Origin of the sequence: Reyranella sp. (genome assembly GCF_965227665.1) — a bacterium.
Lineage (GTDB): Bacteria > Pseudomonadota > Alphaproteobacteria > Reyranellales > Reyranellaceae > Reyranella.
Genome location: NZ_OZ245767.1, coordinates 2,767,303 through 2,790,114, shown reverse-complemented (window position 1 = coordinate 2,790,114; position 22,812 = coordinate 2,767,303). Strand labels below are relative to the sequence as shown.

General features: G+C 64.8%; 22 protein-coding genes. 9 read left to right on the top strand and 13 right to left on the bottom strand.

Annotated elements, in window-relative coordinates:
- Position 1 precedes the first annotated feature (1 nt).
- The 9 genes from ACO07I_RS13455 to ACO07I_RS13415 all read right to left on the bottom strand — a co-directional run bounded on the left by ACO07I_RS13455 (position 2) and on the right by ACO07I_RS13415 (position 8,283).
- Complete coding sequence (locus ACO07I_RS13455; RefSeq protein ID WP_422018112.1) at positions 2-442, bottom strand: EamA family transporter; 441 nt, start codon at positions 440-442, stop codon at positions 2-4.
- Positions 443-464: 22 nt separating this feature from the next.
- On the bottom strand, positions 465-1,166 hold the full coding sequence (locus ACO07I_RS13450) for an ABC transporter ATP-binding protein (RefSeq protein ID WP_422018110.1): 702 nt from the start codon (positions 1,164-1,166) through the stop codon (positions 465-467).
- Entirely contained in the window at positions 1,159-1,887 is a 729-nt protein-coding gene (locus ACO07I_RS13445; protein WP_422018108.1) for an ABC transporter ATP-binding protein, read from the bottom strand. The genes ACO07I_RS13450 and ACO07I_RS13445 overlap by 8 nt, the downstream gene beginning before the upstream one ends.
- The gene (locus tag ACO07I_RS13440; RefSeq protein WP_422018106.1) at positions 1,880-2,842 is read right to left on the bottom strand and encodes a branched-chain amino acid ABC transporter permease; all 963 of its coding nucleotides are present in this window, start codon (positions 2,840-2,842) and stop codon (positions 1,880-1,882) included. Before ACO07I_RS13440 ends, ACO07I_RS13445 begins: the two co-directional genes overlap by 8 nt.
- Positions 2,839-3,711: a branched-chain amino acid ABC transporter permease gene (locus ACO07I_RS13435; protein ID WP_422018104.1), complete on the bottom strand. Its 873-nt coding sequence runs from the start codon at positions 3,709-3,711 to the stop codon at positions 2,839-2,841. Before ACO07I_RS13435 ends, ACO07I_RS13440 begins: the two co-directional genes overlap by 4 nt.
- Before the next feature lie 167 nt (positions 3,712-3,878).
- Entirely contained in the window at positions 3,879-5,102 is a 1,224-nt protein-coding gene (locus ACO07I_RS13430; protein ID WP_422018102.1) for an ABC transporter substrate-binding protein, read from the bottom strand.
- A gap of 17 nt (positions 5,103-5,119) precedes the next feature.
- Positions 5,120-6,454: an MmgE/PrpD family protein gene (locus ACO07I_RS13425; RefSeq protein ID WP_422018100.1), complete on the bottom strand. Its 1,335-nt coding sequence runs from the start codon at positions 6,452-6,454 to the stop codon at positions 5,120-5,122.
- A gap of 4 nt (positions 6,455-6,458) precedes the next feature.
- Complete coding sequence (locus ACO07I_RS13420) at positions 6,459-7,382, bottom strand: polysaccharide deacetylase family protein (protein WP_422018098.1); 924 nt, start codon at positions 7,380-7,382, stop codon at positions 6,459-6,461.
- Between the two features lies 1 nt (position 7,383).
- Entirely contained in the window at positions 7,384-8,283 is a 900-nt protein-coding gene (locus ACO07I_RS13415) for a polysaccharide deacetylase family protein (RefSeq protein ID WP_422018096.1), read from the bottom strand.
- 80 nt (positions 8,284-8,363) lie between these two features.
- On the opposite strand from ACO07I_RS13415, the gene xdhA reads away from it, so the two are divergent.
- Together xdhA and xdhB are read left to right on the top strand one after the other, a co-directional pair.
- On the top strand, positions 8,364-9,749 hold the full coding sequence (gene xdhA / locus ACO07I_RS13410; protein WP_422018094.1) for a xanthine dehydrogenase small subunit: 1,386 nt from the start codon (positions 8,364-8,366) through the stop codon (positions 9,747-9,749).
- A complete protein-coding gene (gene xdhB, locus ACO07I_RS13405) occupies positions 9,746-12,046 on the top strand; it encodes a xanthine dehydrogenase molybdopterin binding subunit (RefSeq protein ID WP_422018092.1) in 2,301 nt (766 codons plus the stop codon). Before xdhA ends, xdhB begins: the two co-directional genes overlap by 4 nt.
- Here the strand turns inward: xdhB and ACO07I_RS13400 are convergent.
- Positions 12,032-13,942, bottom strand: coding sequence for an NACHT domain-containing protein (locus tag ACO07I_RS13400; RefSeq protein ID WP_422018090.1), 1,911 nt, complete (start codon positions 13,940-13,942; stop codon positions 12,032-12,034). The two genes, xdhB and ACO07I_RS13400, sit on opposite strands and share 15 nt — an antisense overlap.
- Positions 13,943-14,031: 89 nt before the next feature.
- Positions 14,032-14,673, bottom strand: a complete 642-nt coding sequence (locus ACO07I_RS13395; protein ID WP_422018088.1) for a TetR family transcriptional regulator — start codon at positions 14,671-14,673, stop codon at positions 14,032-14,034.
- Between the two features lie 66 nt (positions 14,674-14,739).
- Here ACO07I_RS13395 and ACO07I_RS13390 point away from each other — a divergent pair, with 66 nt between their 5' ends.
- Positions 14,740-15,165, top strand: a complete 426-nt coding sequence (locus tag ACO07I_RS13390) for a VOC family protein (RefSeq protein ID WP_422018086.1) — start codon at positions 14,740-14,742, stop codon at positions 15,163-15,165.
- A gap of 47 nt (positions 15,166-15,212) precedes the next feature.
- Positions 15,213-16,010, top strand: a complete 798-nt coding sequence (locus tag ACO07I_RS13385; RefSeq protein ID WP_422018084.1) for an SDR family NAD(P)-dependent oxidoreductase — start codon at positions 15,213-15,215, stop codon at positions 16,008-16,010.
- Positions 16,011-16,219: 209 nt separating this feature from the next.
- Here the strand turns inward: ACO07I_RS13385 and ACO07I_RS13380 are convergent, their stop codons facing one another.
- Together ACO07I_RS13380 and ACO07I_RS13375 are read right to left on the bottom strand one after the other, a co-directional pair.
- Positions 16,220-17,176 carry a hypothetical protein gene (locus tag ACO07I_RS13380; RefSeq protein ID WP_422018082.1) on the bottom strand — a complete coding sequence of 319 codons (957 nt, stop codon included), beginning with the start codon at positions 17,174-17,176 and terminating at the stop codon, positions 16,220-16,222.
- Between the two features lie 5 nt (positions 17,177-17,181).
- Positions 17,182-18,351: an acetyl-CoA acetyltransferase gene (locus tag ACO07I_RS13375; RefSeq protein ID WP_422018080.1), complete on the bottom strand. Its 1,170-nt coding sequence runs from the start codon at positions 18,349-18,351 to the stop codon at positions 17,182-17,184.
- 205 nt (positions 18,352-18,556) lie between these two features.
- On the opposite strand from ACO07I_RS13375, the gene ACO07I_RS13370 reads away from it, so the two are divergent.
- From ACO07I_RS13370 to cyoD, 5 genes are all read left to right on the top strand, one after another.
- The gene (locus ACO07I_RS13370; protein WP_422018078.1) at positions 18,557-18,940 is read left to right on the top strand and encodes a hypothetical protein; all 384 of its coding nucleotides are present in this window, start codon (positions 18,557-18,559) and stop codon (positions 18,938-18,940) included.
- Positions 18,941-19,078: 138 nt separating this feature from the next.
- Entirely contained in the window at positions 19,079-19,915 is an 837-nt protein-coding gene (gene cyoA / locus ACO07I_RS13365) for a ubiquinol oxidase subunit II (protein ID WP_422018076.1), read from the top strand.
- A 3-nt stretch (positions 19,916-19,918) separates the two neighbouring features.
- A complete protein-coding gene (cyoB, locus tag ACO07I_RS13360; RefSeq protein WP_422018074.1) occupies positions 19,919-21,892 on the top strand; it encodes a cytochrome o ubiquinol oxidase subunit I in 1,974 nt (657 codons plus the stop codon).
- Complete coding sequence (gene cyoC / locus ACO07I_RS13355) at positions 21,889-22,503, top strand: cytochrome o ubiquinol oxidase subunit III (protein WP_422018072.1); 615 nt, start codon at positions 21,889-21,891, stop codon at positions 22,501-22,503. Before cyoB ends, cyoC begins: the two co-directional genes overlap by 4 nt.
- Positions 22,503-22,811, top strand: coding sequence for a cytochrome o ubiquinol oxidase subunit IV (gene cyoD / locus ACO07I_RS13350; RefSeq protein WP_422018070.1), 309 nt, complete (start codon positions 22,503-22,505; stop codon positions 22,809-22,811). Before cyoC ends, cyoD begins: the two co-directional genes overlap by 1 nt.
- Position 22,812 lies beyond the last annotated feature (1 nt).

Below are 22,812 nucleotides of genomic sequence, written 5' to 3'. Positions count from 1 at the left end.
CCTATCCCTTGTAGGCGACGAGCAGCGCCCCCGCGGCGATCAGCGCGACGCCGGCCCAGTTTGCACCCGAAAGCTTCTCGCCGAGGAATAGCACGCCGAACACGGCCACCAGCACGATGCTCAACTTGTCGATCGGCGCGACCCGGGCCGCGTCACCAATCTTCAGGGCGCGGAAATAGCAGATCCACGAGCCGCCGGTCGCCAGCCCGGACAGGATCAGGAACAGGTACGTGCGTTGCGACACCGAGGCGAGCGGCTGCCACTGGCCAGTGCCGACGAGGATCACGCCCAGCGCGCTCAGGATCACGATCGTGCGGATGAAGGTCGCGAAATCGGAATTGACGTTCTCGATGCCGACCTTGGCGAAGATCGCCGTCAGGGCGGCGAAGGCTGCCGACAGGAGCGCCCAGAATTGCCAGGAGTTGAGGAGATTGGATTGCATGTTGGACTCCTGAGGCGTTGCGTCAGTGACCGAGATAGCTGCGCCGCAGGTCCGGATCGCGGGCGAGGTCGGCGGCGCTGCCTGAGAGTGCGATGCGGCCGTTCTCCAGCACATAGGCGCGATGGGCGATGGCGAGCGACTGCACGACGTTCTGCTCGACCAGCAGGATCGCGAGGCCCTGGCGGTTGAGCTGGCCGATCAGGCCGAACATCTCCTCGACCAGGAGCGGCGACAGGCCCAGCGACGGCTCGTCGAGGATCAGCAGCCGGGGCTCGCTCATCAGGCCGCGGCCGATCGCCAGCATCTGCTGTTCGCCGCCCGACAGCGTCCCGGCCGATTGGGTCAGTCGCTCGCGCAGGCGCGGAAAGGTCTCCAGCACCCGCTCCAGGTTGGCGGCACGGTGGGGCTTGCCGCGGCGATAGCTGCCGAGTTCGAGATTGTCACGCACCGACAGGGTGGGGAAGACGCGGCGACCTTCCGGCACCTGCACGAGGCCCGCCTCGACGATGCGCATGGAGGAAGCGCCCGTGATCTCCTCGCCGTCGAAGCGGATCGAGCCACCGCGCGGCCGGTAGAGGCCGGACACGTTGTTGTTGAGCGTCGACTTGCCGGCGCCGTTGCTGCCCAGGAGCGCCACGATCTCGCCCGCGCCGACCGTGAGGTCGACGCCGCGCAGCACCTCGATGGCGCCATAGCCGGCGCGCAGGGCCGAGACTTCAAGCACGCAGCACTTTAGCGGCGCCGTGGCCGAGATAGGCTTCGATGACGGCTTCGTTGTCGGCGATGGCCGCCGGCGAGCCCTCGGCGATCATGCGGCCCTGGTTCAGCACGTAGACGCGCTCGGCCAGCGAGGTCACGGCCTGCATGACATGCTCGATCAGCAGGATGGTGACCCCCGAGGCGCGGATGTTTTTGATGACACTCACGATCTCGACGATCTCCGTCGGGTTGAGCCCCGCCATCACCTCGTCGAGCAGCAGGAGCCGCGGTCCGGTCGCCAGGGCGCGCGCGAGTTCGAGGCGCTTGCGCCCGGCGACGGTGAGGTCGGCACCGCGCTGGTCGAGCTGGTCCTTCATGCCCACCAGGCCGGCCACCGCTTCGGCCTCGCGCGCGGCGAGGCGGCGGTCGGCGGTGTGCAGATAGGCGCCGACCATGATGTTCTCGCGCACGCTGATGCCGGCGAAGGGCTGCGTGATCTGGAAGGTCCGGACCATGCCCGACGCGCAGATGCGATGCGGCGCGAGGCCGGTGATCGGCTTGCCTTCGAAGGAGACCGTGCCGGCATCGGGCCGATGGAAGCCGGCGATGGTGGCGAACAGGGTCGTCTTGCCGGCGCCATTGGGGCCGATCAGGCCAACGATCTCGCCCGAGGCCACGTCGAGAGAGGCGCTGTCCACGGCCTTGAGGCCGCCGAACGACTTCGAGATGTCGCGCACCTCAAGCATGGCGCGGCCGTCTCCGGAACAGGCTCATCAAGCCGTCGGGTAGGCGCGCCACGATCAGGATCAGCATGATGCCATAGACGATGAGGCTGAGCGGCTGGACGTTCTTGAGGGCCGGCACGACGCTGGCCAGCCAGCGCGTCACCTCGTTGATGCCCATCAGGGTGAAGGAGCCGATCAGCGGCCCGAAGATCGTGCCCGCGCCGCCCACCATGCTGACCAGCAGCATCTCGACCGACTTGTCGACGCCGAAGGCGATACCGGGATCGATGTAGAGATACTTCTGCGCATAGAAGGTGCCGCCCGCCGCGCACATCGCGCCCGACAGAGTGAGCACCTTCACCTTCTCGGCGAAGACGTCGATGCCCAGCGCCCGCGCCGCGTCCTCGTTCTCGCGGATCGCCACCAGCCGCGCGCCGAAGCGGCTGCGGGTGAGCTGCCAGGCGATCAGCAGCGAGACGATGCAGAGCAGCAGGGCGAGATAGTAGATCCAGATCGGGTCCTTGAACTGGAAGTTGGCCGGGCTCGGGTCGGCCTTGATCAGCATGCCGAGCCCGCCCTTCGTGAAGGGCACCGAGTTGGCGAGGATGCGGAAGACTTCGGCGAAGGCCAGCGTGATCAGCGCGAAGTAGGAGCCGCGCAGCCCGGCCCTGAAGGAAAGCACGGCGATCATCCAGCCGACGGCCCCGCCGGCCGCCATCGCGACGGGCCAGGCCAGCCAGGGGTTCCAGCCGTAGGTCACCTGCAGGATGGTCGAGGTATTGGCGCCGGTGCCAAAGAACACGACGTGCCCGAACGAGGTCTGGCCGGCGAAGCCGCCCGCGATGTTCCACGACTGGCCGATGAAGGCGGTGAAGAAGACCAGCATGCCGACGGTGACGAGGTAGTTCGGCACCAGCAGCGGCCAGGCCAGGGCCGCTGCGAGCCCGACGACGCAAAGGAGCGCGGGCCGACTCATGCCTTGCTCCCGAACAGGCCGGTGGGTTTCAGCAGCAGGATCAGGATGAAGATCAGCGAGATGCCGATCTGGCCGAGCTGCTCGCCCAGGAACAGGCCGCCCAGCGATTCGGTGATGCCGATGATGAAGCCGCCGACGGCCGCGCCGGCGAAGCTGCCCATGCCGCCCAGCACGACGATGGTGAAGGCCACGAGCACGAAGGCGTGGCCCGACGACGGCGTCACGTAGTAGGTCGGCATCAGCAGGCAGGCCGCGGCACCGAGGCAGGCGATGCCGATGCCGTAGGAGACGGCGAAGACGTTCTCGACATCGATGCCGACCAGGCGCGCGCCCTGCCTCTCCCGGGCGACGGCGCGGATCGCCTTGCCCATGTCGCTCTTTGCCATGTAGAGACCCAGCGCCGCGCAGATCACCAGCGAGGCGCCGAACGAGATGATCTTGGGCAGCGGCAGGAAGGCCGCCCCGATCTCCACGAAGGTGCCGGCGTAGGGCACGTCGATTGTCTGGGTGTCGCCGCCGAAGAACAGCAGCGCGACATTGTCGATCACGATCGAGAGGCCGAGCGTGATCAGCAGGATGTTCTCGTCGCGGCCGTGATTGTAGCGGCCGATCAGCAGGCGGTAGAGCACGAAGCCGAAGCCGAAGGCGCCAGCGATCACCACCGGCAGGGCGGCATAGGGATCGATGCCGATCAGGCGCCAGAGATAGAAGACGGCATACATGGCCAGCATCAGCAGGCTGCCATGCGCGAAGTTGATGATGTGCAGCACGCCGTAGATCAGCGTGAGGCCGACGGCGACGAGGACATAGATGCCGCCGGCCAGAAGGCCGTTCAGGACGCCCGCGAAGAGAAAGGCGGGATCGAGCACGCCTTCAGCGTCCCGTACCCCTCATCCTGAGGAGACCCGAAGGGCCGTCTCGAAGGATGAGCGGCAGGCGCGGTGCTCGTGCCGACCCTTCGAGACGCTCACTGCGTTCGCTCCTCAGGGTGAGGTCTTTGGGTAACTGGAAGTGATCGGATGTCACCCGCAAGCCCTCAGAGCTTAGGCTTGGGGAACACAGCCTTGGCCGAGGCGAATTCCTCGGGCGCGATCACCTCGATGTCGCCCTTGAGGGACTGCATGGTCGCCGGCCGCCCGCCCTGGTTCTGGCCGTTGACGAACTTCGTCGGCCCATAAGGCATCAGCTCGGCCTTGAAGGTCGAGGCGGCCAGCGCCGCGATGAGCTTCTCCTTGTCGGCCGAACCCGCATGCTCCAGCGCATCGGCCAGCAGCATGACATTGGTGTAGGTGAGGTAGACCTCGAAGGTGAACAGGGCGCCGGTCGCCTCGACGCGCTTCTTCAGCGCCTGGGCCTGCGGGCTCTTCGGGTTGTACCAGTGGTTCACGTCCATCATGTACTGGGAGACGTCGGGCATCTCCTTGACGAACTTGTAGTTGAAGCCGCCGCCCAGGATCGAGAAGAAGCCCGCGACGTTCACCTTCTGCTGGTAGAGGGTGCGCGCCAGCAGCATGTATTCGTTGCCGTAGTTCGACATCATGACGATGTCGGGCGCCAGCGAGCGGATGCGCAGCGCAATATTGTCGAAGTTGCGCGTCGGATTGTCGTGCGCGATCAGCTCCTTCGCCGCGATGCCGATCGAGGGCAGCTTGCCGGCCAGCAGCTTGGCCGTGCCGGTGCCGAATTCGCCCGATTCGTGGACGATGACCGCCGTCTTGGCGACACCGTTGGCCGCCTTGTTCAGCGCCCCCAGCGAGGCGATGCCGTCGTCGACGCAGACGCCGAAGCCCGGCTTCAGGCGGAACACGTTCTTGAGGCCGCGGCTCATCAGCAGGTCGGAGGCTCCGACATCGACCAGGAAGGGCGTGCCGTATTTCGCGGCAGCCTGGCTGGCGGCGATGCCGACCGGGCTCTGGAAGCAGCCGATATAGGCCGCCACGCCCTGCTCGTTCATCTTCTCGACTTCGCTGACGCCGACCTCGACCTTGGACTGGCTGTCGCCCAGCAATGCTTCGAGTTTGGCGCCGCCCATCGACTTGATGCCGCCCGCCTTGTTCACGTCCTCGATGGCCATGGTGCCGCCCAGCCGGCTCTGCTGGCCGTTATAGGCGACGAAGCCGGTGACGGGATGGATCATGCCGACCTTCACGGCGGCGGGCTGGGCACCGACCAATCCGGGAGCGCCGATGGCACCCGCCAGGACCGTACTGCCGGCCAGGAAGGTCCGGCGCGAAACCCCAGACGTCCGTTGCTTGGTCATGAAACCCTCCCGGCAGGTCAACGAGCGAAGATCGAGCGTATGTCGGCGATGTCATCCAGAGTCAGAATCTTCTTGCGCATTTCGTCCGCGACTTCGTGAGGCAACATCCGTGCCGTCAGCGAGAAGTATTTTCCCGTAAGCTCGTCGCGCGAGTAGGGATCCTGGTCGTCGCCGCGATTGGCCTCGACGGACGCCGAGAGCATGCGGCCGTCGCGCAAGTGGACCTCGATCCTGGCCGGACGGAACTGCGGCAGCTTCGCCGTCATCGCCTTGTCCTCGGTCACGAAGACGCGCTTGGCGAGCGCCAGCACCCGCTCGTCGCGCAACGCGTCCCAGGTGAAATTCTCGACGCGGGACGACCCGCGCACGAGGCGCGTGGCCACCGCGAACGGCACGGAGAATTTGCCGGCCAGCGTGTTGCGCGGCGCCTGGTCGTTGAGCTCGGCGGCGTAGAGGTAGCTGGCCACATCCACGCGCTCGACCGCGTCCGCGGCGACGGCTTCCTTGGCGAGCAGGAGGTCGAGCGCATCGAGGGCGCCGTGATTGTAGCGGCAGCAGGAATGGAGCTTGAAATAATTCTGGTCGATCTGCCAGTCGCGGCCCAGTCCGTCGATCATGCGCGCCGTGTCGAAGCGCTCCGACACGACCTTGCCGAACACGCTGGACAGCCCGTCGCGCTCGCCGATGAAGCCTGTTTCGACGAGATCGATCGCCATCAGCGCCATGCGGTTCGAGATGCCGGCATAGGCGTTCCGCACCGTGCCGCCCTCCAGCATCGTGCGCTTGGAGCTGGCAAGCGTCAGCGAGGAGGCGACGTTGATGGTCTCGCGAATCCGCGCCGCGTCGTAGCCCAGCAGCTTGGCGACAGCGGCCGCGGCGCCCACCGTGCCCCAGGTGCCATGCGGGTGCATGTCGGGGCGCAGGGAGGCCGCGATGCCGATGCGCGCGCCGATCTCGTAGCCCAGGACCAGCGCCTCCATCGCCGCCTTGCCGGAGAGGCCCTTGATCTCGGCCATCGCCCAGACGGCGGGCAAGGCATGGATCGAGGGATGGCCCTTGGCGAAGCGGTTGCCCTCGTCCATTTCGAGGAAGGTGCCAGCGGTGCCGTTCAGGAAGGCGGCGGCGGCCGACACGGCTGTCTTGCCGGTGCCCATCACCGAGGCCTCGCCGACCGGGCTGACCGTGAGCCTGGCCGTCAGCGCCTGCATCTCGGGCTCGGCCGCGCCGCCCACGATGGCGCCGATCGTGTCGAGGATGACGTAGGTCGTCTGTTCGACGGTGGCGGGCGTCAGGGTGTCGAGGCGGAAGTCCGCGATGAACGCCGCGAGCGTATCGAGCCAGAAGTCGGTCACGCGATCAGCCCATCATCGTTTCGCGATAGTGCTTGGCCACGTCGCCGGGCGTCGCCTGCCAGACGTTGCCGAAGCGCTCGACGCGGCGCAGGGCCTCGTCGAGATATTTTATGCGATGCGCCATGCCCATCAGCCAGGGATGGATCGACAGGTTGAACACCTGGCCGCCCTCGCGATGCAGCAGCTCGAAGGCATCGCCCACGATATCGGGATAGCGTGTGGTGTTGATGCGCCGCAGCCAGAGCTGCTGCACGTCGTCCCATTCCGGCTGGTTGGGCAGCGACACGAACTTCCGGCCGTCGCCGACATGCATGGCATAGGGCTGGTCGTCGTTGGGCCAGTCCAGAACGTAGTCGAGGCCGGCCTCGGCCAGCAGCTTCGGCGTGCGCTGGCTCTCGCCGAATTCCTGGCCGAGCCAGCCCTTGGGCGCCGCGCCGGTCGCCTGCTCGATCGCGGCGATGGAGGTCGCTATCTCCTGCTTCTCCTCGGCCTCGCTCATCTTGGAGCTGATCATGCGGTTGGCCGACACGCCGTGACCGATGATCTCGTAGTTCCGCTTGCGGAACTGCTCCATCAGGAAGGGATAGCGTTCGGCCGCCATCGCATTGACCGCCACGCCGGCCCGGATCTGGTAGCGATCGAGCACGTCGAGGACGCGGAAGATGCCGGTACGGTTGCCGTATTCGCGCTGCGTCCAGGTGCGGTAGTCGGGATGGTAGGTGCCGAACTCACCGGTGAAACGGCTGTCCCTCACCACGCCGTCGGGCGGCAGCAGCTCGTAATATTCGAGATGGAGCACGACGTAGAAGGCGACGCGGGCGTTGCGCGGCCAGTTGAGCTTCGGCCGCTTCGGATAGGGGGAATAGTCGTACCAGGGATTGTCCATCCCGGCGGGCAACGGCGGCGGATTCTTGGGAACGGTGCTCATGTCACGCCTCCTTCCCGAGATGCTGCTGGTAGGGTTTCAGCCCGTTGGCGACATACCAGTCGAGGATCTCCTCGGCAGTGCAGACCCAGGCATCCTTGTGCTGGCGGATATAGGACAGCGCCCGATCGAGGTGTTTCAGCCGGTGCGGCGCGCCCATCATGTAGGGATGCAGCGCGAGGCACATGACGCGGCCGTTCTCGCCGCCCTCGCGATAGACCGTGTCGAAATGGTCGATGATCATCTGGGCGAATTCCTCGGCCTCGACCGGCTGGCGGTAGATCATCGCGTCGTTGAGATCCATCGAATAGGGCACGTGGATCAGCGGGCCGTGCTTGGTGGCGAGCGGCGTCGGCTGGTCGTCGTGATAGAAGTCGCAGAAATACTCCAGGCCGGCCTCCTTCACGAGGTCGGGCGTGTTCAGCGTGTTGGAGACGGCCGGCGAGAACCAGCCGCGCAGCTTGCGGCCGGTGAGCCGCAGGTGCGTCGCCTTGCTGTGCTCGATGACCTCGCGCTCTTCCTGCTCCTCGTAGCCCCAGTGATAGCGCGTGTTGAAATAGCCGTGGCTCATATATTCCCAGCGGCGTGCTTCCATCGCCTCGAGGATCTCCGGGTACATCTCGATCACCGACATCGAGAGCGAGACGGTGCAGCGGATGCTGTGCTTGTCCAGCACCTCGAACATGCGCCACAGGCCGACGCGGTTGCCGTAGTCGCGGCCGCCATAGCCCAGTACGTCGGGATGGGGCATGCGCGGCCACGGGTTGCGCACGCGCACCTCGGCTGGAAGATATTCGTAATGCTCGATGTTGGGGCAGACCCAGACCGCGACGCGGGCATTGTTGGGCCAGGAGAGCTTCGGTCGTTCGACGATGGGGGAATAGCCGAATCGATAGGGGTCCATCCGGGGACTTTCTTTCTTGGGTTGGCATGACGAGTGCAACACGTGTTGCGTTGCACTTCAACGCCCAGCATCCTGTTCGCATGGCGGATAACGTTCGGTTCACCCTCAATGACAAGCATGTGGAGATCGTCGGCGTTTCGCCGGTGACGACCCTGCTCGACTGGCTGCGCGACCATCGCGGCCTGCGCGGCACCAAGGAGGGTTGCGCGGAAGGCGATTGCGGCGCCTGCACCGTGGTGCTGGAACGCGACGGCCGGCGCGACGCGGTCAATTCCTGCATCGTCCTGCTGGGCCAGCTCGACGGCCAGTCGGTGCGCACGGTCGAAGGGCTGCGCGGGGTCGACGGCGGGCCGCACCCGGTCCAGACGGCGATGGCCGAAGCCGATGCCACCCAATGCGGTTTCTGCACGCCGGGCTTCGTGATGTCGGCGCTGGCCCATGCGAGCAACGGCGGCACGGCCGACCCCGAAGCGATCCACGAAGCCCTGGCGGGCAATCTCTGCCGCTGCACCGGCTACCGGCCGATCGTCGACGCGATGACCCGGATCGCCGGCCTAGCCCTCGATCCGCCGCACGCGCCTCTCCCGTCGCCGAGAACGACGTCGACCGCCTTCGATGGCGCCTTCTTCGCCCCGCGCAGCCTCGACGAATTGCTGGCCCTGCGCGCCGCGCATCCCGAGGCGCTGCTGCTGGCCGGCGGCACCGATCTCGGCCTGCTGGCCAGCCGCGAGCGCAAGCCGCCGAAGTCGGTGATCCACCTCGCGCACGTGCCCGAGCTGGCGGCGATCTCCGCGACCGCGGACACGATCACCATCGGTGCCGCTGCGACCTACACCGACGCGGCGCCGACCCTGATCGAGGCCTTTCCTGCCCTCCGACCCTATCTCTCGCGGCTGGGGTCGCGGCAGATCCGCAACATGGGCACGATCGGCGGCAATATCGGCACCGCCTCGCCGATCGGCGACATGCCGCCGGTGCTGCTGGCGCTGGAAGCCAGTCTGACGCTCGTCTCGAAGCGGGGTACCCGCGAAGTCCTGCTGGACGATTTCTTCCTCGACTATCGCAAGACCGCGCTGGCGCCCGACGAGATCATCCTGAACCTCTCGATGCCGCGCCTGTGGGCGGGCGAGACCTTCCACTGTGACAAGGTGAGCAAGCGCCGCGACCAGGACATCTCGACCGTCGCCGGCGCCTACCGCGTACGCATCCGCAACGGCAGGATCGAGGATGCGCGGCTGGCCTTCGGCGGCATGGCGGCGACGCCGCGCCGGGCGCGGGCGGCCGAGGCGGCCCTGCTGAAGGACGGGTTTGCCGCCGCGATCGAAGCCATCGAGACGGACTTCAAGCCGCTCGACGACTGGCGCGGCTCGGCGACCTATCGCCGGCAGGTCGCGGCCAACCTGCTGCGGCGGCTGGAGCTGCGCCTCGCCGAGCCCGGCCGGGTGCTGGAGGTCGAGGCGCTATGAGCGGCAAGGTCCATGTCGCGCGCCGCCACGACAGCGCGCTGAAGCACGTCACCGGGCAGGCGCTCTATATCGACGACATGCCCGAACCGCCGGGCACCTTGCATGGCGCCCTGGTGCTGAGCCGGGTGGCTTGCGGACGACTCGTGAAGACCGACTTCTCCGCGGCGTCGGCAATGCCGGGCGTGGTGGCAGTGCTCGGCCCCCACGACATTCCCGGCCGCAACGACATCGCGGCGATCGGCAAGAACGAGCCGCTGTTCGCCGTCGACCGGATCGAGTTCGCGGGCCAGACGCTGGTGATGGTCGTCGCCGAGAGCCTCGATGCCGCGCGGGCGGCCGCCGAAAAGGTCGTCGTGGAGATCGAGGCCGAGGAGCCGGTCCTCGATATTGCGACGGCGCTCGCCCGCGAATCCTACGTGCAGGCACCGGCCACGATCGTGCGCGGCGATCCGGAGGCGGCTCTGGCGGCGGCACCGCATCGCCTTACCGCCGAATTCAGCGTCGGCGGGCAGGAGCATTTCTATCTCGAGGGCCAGATCGCCTTTGCGCTCCCCGGGGAGGACGGTGACATCACCGTCCATTCCTCGACCCAGCATCCGACAGAGGTCCAGCATGTCTGCGCCCGGCTGCTGGGCTGGGACTTCAATCGCGTGACGGCGGTGGTGCGCCGTCTGGGCGGCGGCTTCGGTGGCAAGGAAAGCAATGCCTCCTGGGTCGCGGCCGCAGCGGCGGTCGCGGCCAACCATACCGGCCGGCCGGTGAAGCTTCGCTTGCCGCGCGAGGTCGACATGCTGACGACCGGCAAGCGCCATGGCTTCGACTATCGCTACACGGTGGGCTTCGACGGCAAGGGGCGTGTGCTGGCGCTCGACGCCGTACTGGCGGCCGATGCCGGCTGGAGTCTCGACATGACTCCCGGTGTCGTGACGCGGGCGCTCACCCATACGGACAATGCCTACTGGATCCCGCATTTCCGGGCCGTGGGCTACGCCTGCCGCACCAACAAGCAGTCGAACACGGCGTTCCGCGGCTTCGGCGGGCCGCAGGGCGTCGTGGTGATGGAGGATGCGCTCGACCGGATCGCGCTTCATCTCGGGCGCGATCCGGTCGAGGTGCGCGCGCTCAACTTCTATGCCGCGGGCCGGGACGAAACGCCTTACGGCCAGACGGTCGACGAGAATCATCTGGAGCGCTGCTGGGCCGAAGTGAAGGCCGGCGGCGAACTGGAGCGGCGGCGCGCCGAGATCGATGCCTTCAACGCGGCCAACCCGGTGCTGAAGCGCGGGCTGGGCCTCTTCCCGCTGAAGTTCGGCATCTCCTTCAACCTGCCGCACATGAACCAGGCGGGCGCGCTGGTGCATGTCTATACCGACGGCTCGATCCGCCTGAACCATGGCGGCACGGAGATGGGGCAGGGGCTGTTCATCAAGGTGGCCCAGGTGGTGGCCGAGGTGTTCAAGGTCGATGTCGACCGCATCCGGCCCTCCGCCACCTCGACCGCCGAAGTCCCTAACACTTCACCGACCGCGGCCTCGACGGGCTCGGACCTCAACGGCTGGGCGGCCTGGGACGCGGCGAACACGATCCGCACCCGCATGGTGGCCTTTGCCGCGGACCACTTCGGCGTGGCCGAAGCCGACATCGAATTCGCCGATGGCAACGTGCGCATCGCCAAACCCGGCAGCAACCAGGTGCTGAGCTTCGGCGAGCTCGCCAAGCTCTGCTGGCTGGGGCGGGTCTCGCTCTCCGCGACCGGCTACTACAAGACGCCGAAGATCCATTGGGATCCCGTCGCCATGCAGGGCCGCCCGTTCTTTTATTTCTCCTTCGGCGCGGCGATGGCGGAAGTCGCGATCGACACGCTGACCGGCGAGAGCCGCGTGCTGCGCGCCGACCTCGTCCAGGATTGCGGGCAGTCGCTCAATCCCGCCATCGACCTCGGCCAGATCGAAGGCGCCTTCGTGCAGGGCCAGGGCTGGCTCACCTGCGAGGAACTGTGGTGGGACGCCAAGGGCCGGCTGCGCACGGCCGGGCCGTCGACCTACAAGATTCCCGGCAGTCGCGATGTACCGCCGGTGTTCAACGTCAGGCTGCTCGACAACGCGCCCTCGCGCGAGGCCACGATCTTCCGCTCCAAGGCAGTGGGCGAGCCGCCCCTGATGCTGGCGACCGCGGTATGGACGGCGCTCAAGGACGCGATCGGCGCGGTGGGCAACGGGAGGGTGCCGGTACGGCTCGACGCGCCGGCTACGCCCGAGCGCGTGTTGCACGCAATCCATGAGTTACGACGAGGGTAGTTGAGGTTTTCCCTTATGTCTCGCGACTATGAGGTCGAGCATGTTTGACTTGCGGTCCTCAATATTCACTGCGTTTCGAAACTCTACATACTTTTCCTGAATATTCTCGAGGCCGCTATTTGCCCATCGAACAATGGCAGGCTCGTCAAGAAGGGTTCTCAGAATACTGCACAGAGAGACATGTACATCTGATCCGCGTGTCGCACCTAATTCGACCGGTTCTCGCTTCAGATTGAATACCGGCAACTCACCCGCGGTGACTCTCTCATAAAGACGCTTTCCAGCAGTATTCACCAGTGAGATCACCTTGCTGGAAAGCGGATCTTTCACCAGTTCGTCGATCAAGCCCCCACCGTGATTTTCATGGGGGTGATCTATCTTGGTGAAATCGACAAACATTATTCCAGATAGTTTCAGGCTTTCAGAGGGGGCATCAACCTCGATCATAACACTCCAATCGCCCGTGACTTTCTCAAGCGTAGATAGGTTCGCTTCTTTACGATGCAGTACTTCGTCTGTGATGCCCGTATGATTAGCCCAGTTTTCAATCGCTTCTAGGCCGAAGAATTTTGCAAATTTATATCGATCGATCTGTTGGAGAAAGGCGGCGACTTGCCGCCATTCAAGGTAGCTATCGTTGAGCTTTGTGTAGAAATCTCTCGCGAAATTGCCATCGCTGCTTGCAACAAATGAAGCCGCAAAAAACTCCACTACGCTGCGATGAATGAAGTGGTAGCGCATGCCTTCTTCGTGAAGAAGTGAAGCAACAGAAACGATGTCGTGCCTAAACGCCTCAAAATCTGTTTCTATACCAGTATATTGAGATGCGATTTTTGTGCAGTTCCTGAACTCATCTGCGGTGAGGTCGCTGGCATTCTTAGCTAGACAGCAGAAGCAGAATGCTTCGAACAATTTTCGGGCGCTAGACTCGCTTAGTTGGCTCGCAAACTTTCGGCGAAATCCAGCTTTGGTCTGATCGTGCCTTTGAAATACGATTTCGAAGAGCTTGTTGTAGAAATCCGCAATATTGTCAGGAATTGCTTGAGATGACCGATAGACGATCACCAGTAACGTGATCAGCAGTGGTGTGGTCAGAAGAGATCGGACACCGGATGTGCTTTTGCGGATCGCGAGTCGAATTTCCTTCGCGAGTTTGTCATCCTTTACAATCTTTCGAAGAATCGGCTCATGTTCTGCGGGCGTCAGCGGAGCTAGCTTGACGATTCGAAACAGGGCCAATCCACGAAGAGAGGAATCTGGCCGCGATGTGACAATAATTTGCAGTGCCGGGAACGTTGTTGAGAGCGTGTCGAGGTACTTTATAGAAGAGCCGATCTCCTTTTCATCAACTTCATCAAATGCATCTAGCAGCAATACAAATTGTCCGCTCGTGGCGTAAGTTTTTAGAAGATCATCGGAAATTTGAAATCCGAGCTTTTCAAATCCATCGAATATGAGTGACTTCAAGTCATTCTTTGGGCTCAGGAAACGTAGCTCAATAAATATTGGAATACGTACATTCGTTTTCTTCCGAATTTCTTGGCAACACAGATATCGAAGAAAGATAGACTTGCCTTGCCCAACGTGGCCTTCGATGAGACAGCTCCCACTCGAAGGAATTTCGTCTAAGCTCGTTATTCTTACCTTCGTCTTGTCATCCCATTGAATCGATCTCTCATAGTAGAAATCATAGAGAGAAACGCCTCTCTCCATATTCCATAGTGTCTTCACGATTTCGATTCGCTGTAGTTCGGCGCGTAGCTTGTCTAGTCGCTGTTTGTTCGACGTTTTGGCAATGAGTTGCTTGCCTTCCGTTTTCGCGAGTTCGTAGAGGTCGTCCAGCGGCTTTTTAAGTGCACTTAGAGCTGCACCAATTGAAATTGGTTCGGGCGCCAACGACTCCTCCACTCCGAAAGAAACTCGAGAAAAAGTCTACGCTATTTGGGGCGAATCGGTTGTGCTTACTTGCGGGTCGTCCAAAATCTCTAGGAGGCCCGAGCGCGTGCTCGCGGCGGTCGAGCAGGTTCGTCGGGAGACCCGAACAGCCGCTCCATGAGCTGGACCAGGGTGCGGTCCATTTCGCGACGCGCGGCCTTTTCATCCTTGGCTTCGGCGACCCACAGAGCGGCTTCGTTGAAGGCGCCGGACAGCAGGAAGGTGATCGGCTCGACGCTGAGGGTCTGATCCGGGCGAGCAGCGAGGACAGCGGCCACGCCCTCGCGCAGCGAGCGCAGTCCATGCGGCGCATCGATCTCGCGCCAGCGATGCCAGCCCAGCACGGCAGGCGCATCGATCAGGTAGATGCGGCGCACGGCGGGATCGAGACAGGCATCGATGAAGGCGCGCGTGCCCTCGATCAGCGCCTGCAGGGGATCGCCGGCGGGCTCCGCCCTCTTGTCGATCGCCGCTGCGATCTCGCTCGCCACTTCCTCGACGATGGCCTCGAACACGGCCCGCTTGTCCTTGAAGTGATAGTAGAGCGCGCCGCGCGTCACCTTGGCCCGCTGCACGATCTCCTCGGTCGCCGCGGCGTCGTAGCCGGAGGCCGCGAAGATCAGCCGCGCCTCGTGCATCAATGTCGCGCGCGTGACGGCCAGCCGCTCTGCCTGGGTCCGGGGTCTTGACATACATACAACCTGTATCTAAATCGCCAACATACCGATTGTAGGTAAATGGCCACAGAGGAGAGGGCAATGCAGCTCAGGGAGTTCTACACCGTGCTCTGCACCGACGACGTCGCCGGCACCGCCGCCTTCTGGGAGAAGCATTTCGCTTTCCGCCGCGCCTTCGAGGCCGACTGGTACGTCCATCTGACCGGCACGGACTCGGACAAGGCGAACCTTGCCATCCTCGACTATCGCCACGAGACGATCCCCGCGCCGTTCCGCAAGAAGGCATCGGGTGTGCTGATCAACGTCGAGGTCGACGATGTCGATGCGCTCTACGCCAGGGCGCAGGCAGAGGGGCTCAGGATTCACCTGCCGCTGCGTGACGAGCCTTTCGGCCAGCGGCACTTCATCACCGAGGATCCCAACGGCATCGCCATCGACGTCATCAAGCCGATTCCGCCCAGCGCCGAGTTCGCCCAGCAATACGCGCCGGACTCGCTGCCCCGCTGATCGATGGATATGGTGTCGCCCGATTTCTGAGCTTTCGGGAGGACAAGATGGACGTACGTATGGATGGCCGCGTGGCCGTGATCACCGGCGCGAGCACGGGCCTGGGCCTCGCCATGGCCAAGGAGTTCGCCGCGTCGGGCGCCTCGGTTGCGCTGCTGGCGCGCAAGCAGGACGCGCTGACGGCCGCCAAGGCCGAAGTGCAGAAGGCCGCGGGCAAGGCCAACATCAAGATCGAGGCCTATTCCTGCGACGTCGCGAAGGCCGAGCCCATCGCCGACACCTTCAAGAAGATCGAGGCCGAGTTCGGCAAGGTCGACATCGTCGTCAACAATGCGGGCATCAGCCACGCCAAGTCGTTCGAGACCGTGACCGACGAGGACTGGCAGGGCGACCTCGACCTCAAGCTGTTCGCCGCCATCCGTCTCAGCCGCGCGGCGATCCCCGGCATGCGCGAGCGCAAGTGGGGCCGTATCGTCAACGTGCTGAACATCGGCGCCAAGGCGCCGACCGCCAACTCGACGCCGACCAGCGTCAGCCGTGCGGCCGGCCTCGCGCTCACCAAGGCGATGAGCCAGGAACTGGCCAAAGACAACATCCTCGTGAACGCGATGCTGGTGGGCCTGATCGAGAGCGACCAGTGGGCGCGCCGCCACAAGGGGCCGGCCGGCGAGGGCAAGACCTACGAGGAGTTCCTGGCCGGCATGGCCAAGGGCCGCATCCCGCTCGGCCGCATGGGCAAGGCCGAGGAATTCGCCCGCATGGCCTGCTTCCTTTGCTCCGATGCCGGCTCCTTCATTACCGGCGTCGCCATCAACGTCGACGGCGGCGCAAGCCCGGTTGTCTAGGAAGCGACAATCAGCACCAACCTCATGCTGAGGAGGCTGCGCAGCAGCCGTCTCGAAGCATGGGCACGAGCACCTTGCCTGTTGCCCATCCTTCGAGACGCGCTGCTTCGCGGCGCTCCTCAGGATGAGGTAAGTGCTTGAATCGCTTCAGTTCATTTCCGGCCAGACTCTCAGGATGAGGTGGTGCGGGTGAACTCGCAGCGCAAAGTTTAACGCCGGTTGCCCGCAGGCGTCACGTTCCAGCGGCGGCGCAGCTCGTCGAGGTCGTGCTCGACCCAGTCCCAGACGTTCCACTCGGGGGCGAACAGGTCGGCCGTCATCTCCGCGCCGCGCGCCCAGGCGTGCCAGAACTCGTCGGGATCGAGGCCGCCCTTGCCGGCATGGCCCACGTCGTTCATCTGCTCGCCGAAGTGGAAGAAGAAGATCACCGGCAGGATGTGGCCGCTCATCGGATTGATGGGATGCATGCCGGCGGTGAAGGTCGAGACGAGGAGCTCGCCGCGCGCGCTGGTGTCGTAGCCCGAGATCACATGTGTCGAATCGTGCGCCGTCCCGAAGGCGGCGTTGAGCGCCGCCGGATCGCCGGGGAAGGGATAACCGTTCGTTTTGTCGAAGTCCCACAGCGCCTTGCCGAAGCTGTTCTGCGGCAGACGGCCCAGCGCCTCGTAGCGCGCGACGAGCGCCGGATCGGCATTGGCGCCGGCATAGGGCCGGATCCAGGTGTTCGGATCGAGGCCCTCCGAAGAACGGCCGAGCACGCTGTCGAAGTTCTTGCGCCACATGTCGGCGGCGGCCCAGGCGAGATGGCCCGAGGCCGCCTCGACGAGATCGGTGAGATAGTCGGCCTCGATGTCGAGGGCGCGTGAATAGTCCAGCACGCGCCGGAGCTTGCCGCGATCGAGCGCGCCGTCGACCATGGCCATGACGGCGAGATACTTCACCGCCTCTTCTGCGAGCGTGCGGTCCGGCAGCGCCGCGACGAGGTCGGCTGGCTCCACCGCGGGAAGCGTGCCGAGATCGGTGAGGCCGCGGCGGCGCAGCAGATAATGCCCCGCCGCCAGGATGCTCGCCGTGTCGGCGTAGGAAAGCGCGCGCCCGCCGGCCAGAGCCACCTGGCGCATGGCCCCCAGGATGGCGTCGCTCTCGCTATGGCCGACCGCCCGCACGCGCTTTAGCGCAGCGGCTCGAGGATGCTGACATAGTTGGCGACGGCGGCGCCGCCCATGTTGAACACGCCGCCCAGCTTCGCCTTGGGCAGTTGCAGGCCTTCCGGCGCGGTGCCCGAAAGCTGCATGGCCGACATGACGTGCATGCTGACGCCGGTGGCGCCCACCGGATGGCCCTTGGCCTTGAGGCCGCCCGAGACGTTGACCGGCAGCTTGCCGTCGCGCTCGACCCAGCCTTCGTGGATGGCGCGCTCGCCTTCGCCCGGCGCCGTGAGGCCCATCGCCTCGTACTCGATCAGCTCGGCCGAGGTGAAGCAGTCATGGCTCTCGACGAAGGAGAGATCGAGCAGGTCGAGATGCGCCGACTTCAGCGCCCGCTGCCAGGCGAGCTGCGGCCCCTCGAACTTGATGATGTCGCGCCGGCTCATCGGCAGGAAGTCGTTGACGTGCTCGGCGGCGCGGAAGGCGATCGCCTGCTTCATGCCGAGCGCCGTGCCGACATCGGTCAGGATAACCGCCGCCGCGCCGTCGGTGACGGGCGAACAGTCGGTGCGCTTCAGCGGGCCGGCGACGAACGGGTTCTTGTCCGACGGCGTGCGGCAGAACTCGTAGGCGAACTCCTTCTGGAAGTGCGCATAGGGGTTCTTCGCGCCGTTCTTGTGGGCCTTGACCGCGATCTTGGCGAGCGCATCGGACTTGTCGCCGTAGCGCTGGAAGTAGGCCGAGGTGATCTTGCCGAAGATGCCGGCGAAGCCCGCCTCGATGGTCGCTTCCTCGGCCACATAGGAGGCCTTGATCAGCACCTCGCCGGCTTGCGTGGAATTGAGCTCGGTCATCTTCTCGACGCCGACGACCAGCACGAAGCGCGCCTTGCCGGCGGCCAGGGTGTTGAGCCCCATGTGGATCGCGGCCGAACCGGTTGCGCAGGCATTCTCGACCCGGGTCGAGGGCTTGAAGCGCAGGTCGGGATGGGTCTGCAGGGCCAGCGAGGAATGGAACTCCTGCCGCACGAAGCCGCCGTTCATGTTGCCGACATAGATGACGTCGACGTCTTTCGGCTCGATGCCGGCATGGGCGATCGCCTCGGACGCCGCCTTGACGATCAGCGACTCGCTGGTCTCGCCGTCGAGTTTGCCGAATTTGCCGTGGGACCAGCCAACGATGCACGCGGTCATGGATTGTCTCCTTGGTTCGTGGCGGCGACCCTAGACGCGGCCGTAGGGCCGGTCGAGAGGGTGCCATTATGTGCATATACACTTATATACCAGACCCGATCGCGCAAGAGGGCGGCGCAAGGGCCTTGCCGCGGTCAGCGCGGCGCCCAAATTCCGCCGCGCGGCGGGTATTGACTGCATCCCTCAACCGGAGCCTCACTGGTACATGGCCAACCTTCCGCCGCCCGAGCGAAACTCCCCGCCAGAATCCACGCCGCGCTGGCCCTGGATCATGGGCGGGTTGCTGGGCGGGTTCTTCCTGCTCGCGGCCGGCCTGGGGCTGGGCTGGTACCTGTTCTACCGTCCGATCGTGAACGTGGCCGTCCAGTTGCCGGCCCCGCCGGCGCCCCCCGCACCGGCCGGTCCCGATGCCGCGCAGGTCAAGGCGCTGGAGGAGCAGATCGAGAAGCAGAAGCTCGCGAACAAGCAGATCGAGGATCAGATCGCCACTCTGAAGGATCGTCTGCGCGCTGACGTCTGTACCGCGAAGGACCCGGCCGGCAAGGCGCCACCGGCCTCGCCCCCTGCACCGGCCGGCCAGAAGACCTGATCGTGACTGCAACGTAACAAAAGAATCGTTGCTCATGAGAGGAGCTAGCCTCACTCTGCCCTGAGAGATGAAGAATCAGGGCGGGAGAGCGTGAGGCTGGCTGTAACTCGATGGCGGGGAGCGGCGTCGGCGGCCACCTTGGCCCTGTTGACGGCCGCCTGCGACCTGAAACAAGCGGCTGTGCTCGATCCGAAGGGGCCGATCGCGCTCGCCGAGCGGAATCTCCTGTTCGACGCCTTCTGCGTGATGATGGTCGTGATCGTTCCGATCATCGTGCTGACCATCTGGTTCGCCTGGCGGTATCGCGCCTCCAACACCAACGCCCGGTACACGCCGACCTGGGCCAATTCGGTCAGGATCGACGCGCTCACCTGGCTGATCCCGGCGGTCATCGTCATCGCCGTCGCGGTCCTGCTGTGGCGCAGCACCCACCGGCTGGATCCGTACCGTCCGCTGGAGTCCAAGGAACCGCCGATCGACGTCCAGGTCGTGGCCCAGGACTGGAAATGGCTTTTCATCTACCCCGAGCAGGGCATCGCCGTCGTTAACCAGCTCGTCTTTCCCGCGGGCCGTCCGGTCAGCCTGCGCATCACCTCCGACACGGTCATGAACTCCTTCTACGTGCCGCAGCTCGCCGGCCAGATCTACGCCATGGCCGGCATGCAGACCCGACTGCAGATGCTGGCCGACCAGCCCGGCACCTTCGTCGGCCGCAACAGCCAGTACAGCGGTGGCGGTTACTCGCAGCAGCATTTCGAGGTCCAAGCCATGAGCCAGGCCGATTTCGACGCTTGGGTGGCCCGCGCCAAGCAGGGCGGCACGCGGCTGGACGCCACGACCTATCCGGCGCTGGCGGCCAAGAGCCGCGCCAACCCCATCACCTACTATTCGACGGTCGAGCCCAAGCTGTTCGACACGATCATCGACAAGTACAGGCACAGCGGCCACGCGCACTCCGCGCCGGTCCGGAGATAGGCGATGCTCGGCAAACTGACGATCGAGGCCCTGCCGTTCTACAGCCCCATCGCCGCGGGCGGCGCCCTCGTCACCGTGGGCGGCGCGCTGCTGGTGGCCATCGTGCTGACCTGGCTCAGGGCCTGGAAGTATCTGTGGACCGACTGGCTGACCAGCGTCGATCACAAGCGCATCGGCGTCATGTACGTCGTGCTGGCGCTCATCATGCTGCTGCGCGGCTTCGTCGACGCCATCATGATGCGCGCCCAGCAGGCGATGGCGCTGAACGGCGGCGGCTACCTGCCACCCGAACATTTCGACCAGATCTTCAGCTCGCACGGCACCATCATGATCTTCTTCATGGCGATGCCGTTCATGACGGGGTTGATCAACATCATCGTGCCGCTGCAGATCGGTACGCGGGACGTGGCCTTCCCGTGGCTGAACGCGGTCAGCCTATGGCTGAGCGCGGCTGGTGCTGCACTGGTCATGGTCTCGCTGGTCATCGGCAAGTTCTCGACCGCGGGCTGGACCGGCTATCCGCCCTATTCGGGCATCGAGTACAATCCGGGCGTCGGCGTCGACTACTGGATCTGGGCCATCCTGATCAGCGGCGTCGGCTCGACCATGTCGGGCATCAACTTCATCGTGACGATCCTGAAGCGCCGTGCGCCGGGCATGACCCTGATGCGCATGACGCCCTTCGTCTGGACGGCGCTGGTCGCCTCGGTCCTGATGGCCTTCGCCTTCCCGGCCATCACCGTGGCCTGCGGCCTGCTCGCCCTCGACCGCCTTGCCGGCATGCACTTCTTCACGAATGCGCATGGCGGCAACATGATGAACTACGTCAACCTGTTCTGGATCTGGGGCCATCCGGAGGTCTACATCCTGATCCTGCCGGCCTTCGGCATCTTCTCCGAGGTCGTGTCGACCTTCTCGCGCAAGCGCCTGTTCGGCTACGAATCGCTGGTCTATGCGACGGCGGCGATCGGCGTCCTGTCCTTCACCGTCTGGCTGCACCATTTCTTCACCATGGGATCCAGCGCCGGCGTCAACGCCTTCTTCGGCGTCATGACGATGATCATCGCCGTGCCCACCGGCGTGAAGGTGTTCAACTGGCTGCTGACCATGTATCGCGGCCGCATCGACTTCCACCCGTCGATGATGTGGAGCATCGGCTTCATGGTGACGTTCGTGATCGGCGGCATGACCGGCGTGCTGCTGGCCATCCCGCCGGCCGACTTCCTGATGCACAACACGACCTTCCTGGTCGCGCACTTCCACAACATGATCATCCCGGGCGTGCTGTTCGGCTACCTCGCCGGCTACATGTACTGGTTCCCCAAGGTGTTCGGTTTCGCCTTCCACCGCGGCTGGGGCCTCGGCGCCTTCTGGTGCTGGATCATCGGCTTCTATCTAGCCTTCATGCCGCTCTACCTGCTGGGCCTGAAGGGCATGCCGCGCCGCATGGAGACCTACAACGATCCGACCTGGCAGCCCTATCTGCTGGTGGCTGCCTCGGGCGCGGTGGTCGTGCTGTGCGGCATCGGCTGCATGGTGATGCAGCTCTACGTCTCGATCCGCGACCGCGCCAAGACGCGCGACCTCACCGGCGATCCGTTCGACGGCCGCACCCTGGAATGGTCCACGTCGTCACCGCCGCCGCCGTACAATTTCGCGGTGATCCCGACGGTGGGCGACCGCGAGGCCTTCCTCGAGATGAAGGAGAAGGGCATCGCCTACCGGCGACCGGCCGCCTACGAGCCGATCCGCATTCCGTCCAATACGCCGATCGGCGTGATCCTCGGCGCCTTCGGCTTCGTCCTGGGCTTCGCCATGGTCTGGCACATCTGGTGGCTGGTCGTTGCGTCCGGCCTCGTGATGTTCGCCGCCGTGATCGTCCGCTCCTCCAATGACGATCAGGAATTCACGATGTCCGCGGCCGAAGTGAAGCGCATCGAGGACCAGCGGTTCCGGCAGCTGGGGAGGCGCTCATGAGCGTCGCCCCCATGAGCACGTCCTCCATGAGCGCGCACGAGCGCGAGGAGATCGAGACCCACGAGCAGCGCGCGCTGGGCTTCTGGCTCTACCTGATGGGCGATGCCGTGATCTTCGCCCTGCTGTTCGCGACCTATGCCATCATGATCCCCGGCACCGCCGGCGGTCCCACGGGCAAGCAGCTCTTCGAGCTGGACAACGCCGCCATCGAGACCGCCCTGCTGCTGATCTCCAGCATGACCTTCGGCTTCGCCAGTCTCCAGGTGAAGGCCGGCAATCGCGGCGCCGTCCTGGCCTGGCTCGCCATCACCTTCCTGCTGGGCGCGGGATTCGTGTTCCTCGAGGTGCGCGAGTTCGCCGGCATGATCGCCAAGGGCGCCGGTCCCGACCGCAGCGGCTTCCTCTCGGCCTTCTTCACCCTGGTGGGCACGCACGGCGTTCATGTCACGATGGGCCTGATCTGGATCGTGGTCCTGGGCGCCCAGGTCGCGCTGAAGGGGCTCTCCATGCCGGTCGCCTCGCGACTGCACCGGCTTGGCCTCTTCTGGCACTTCCTCGACATCGCCTGGGTCGGCATCTTCTCCATCGTCTACCTGCCGGGATTGCTGTGATGGAACACCAACCCCCTCACGCCCTTCGCTCCTACCTGATCGGGTTCGTGCTGGCGGTCATCCTGAGCGCTGTTCCGTTCTGGCTGGTCTATACCCACGCTCTGCCGCCGCAGCGCACGCTGCTCGTCATCGGAATCGCCGCCGTGCTGCAGGTGCTGGTCCATCTGCGCTTCTTCCTGCACATCAACTTCACCACCACGCCGCGCGAGAACATCCTGGCGCTGGTCTTCACCTGCCTCCTGCTGTTCATCATGGTGGGCGGCAGCTTCTGGATCATGTTCGACCTGCACAGCCGCATGCTGATCTAGC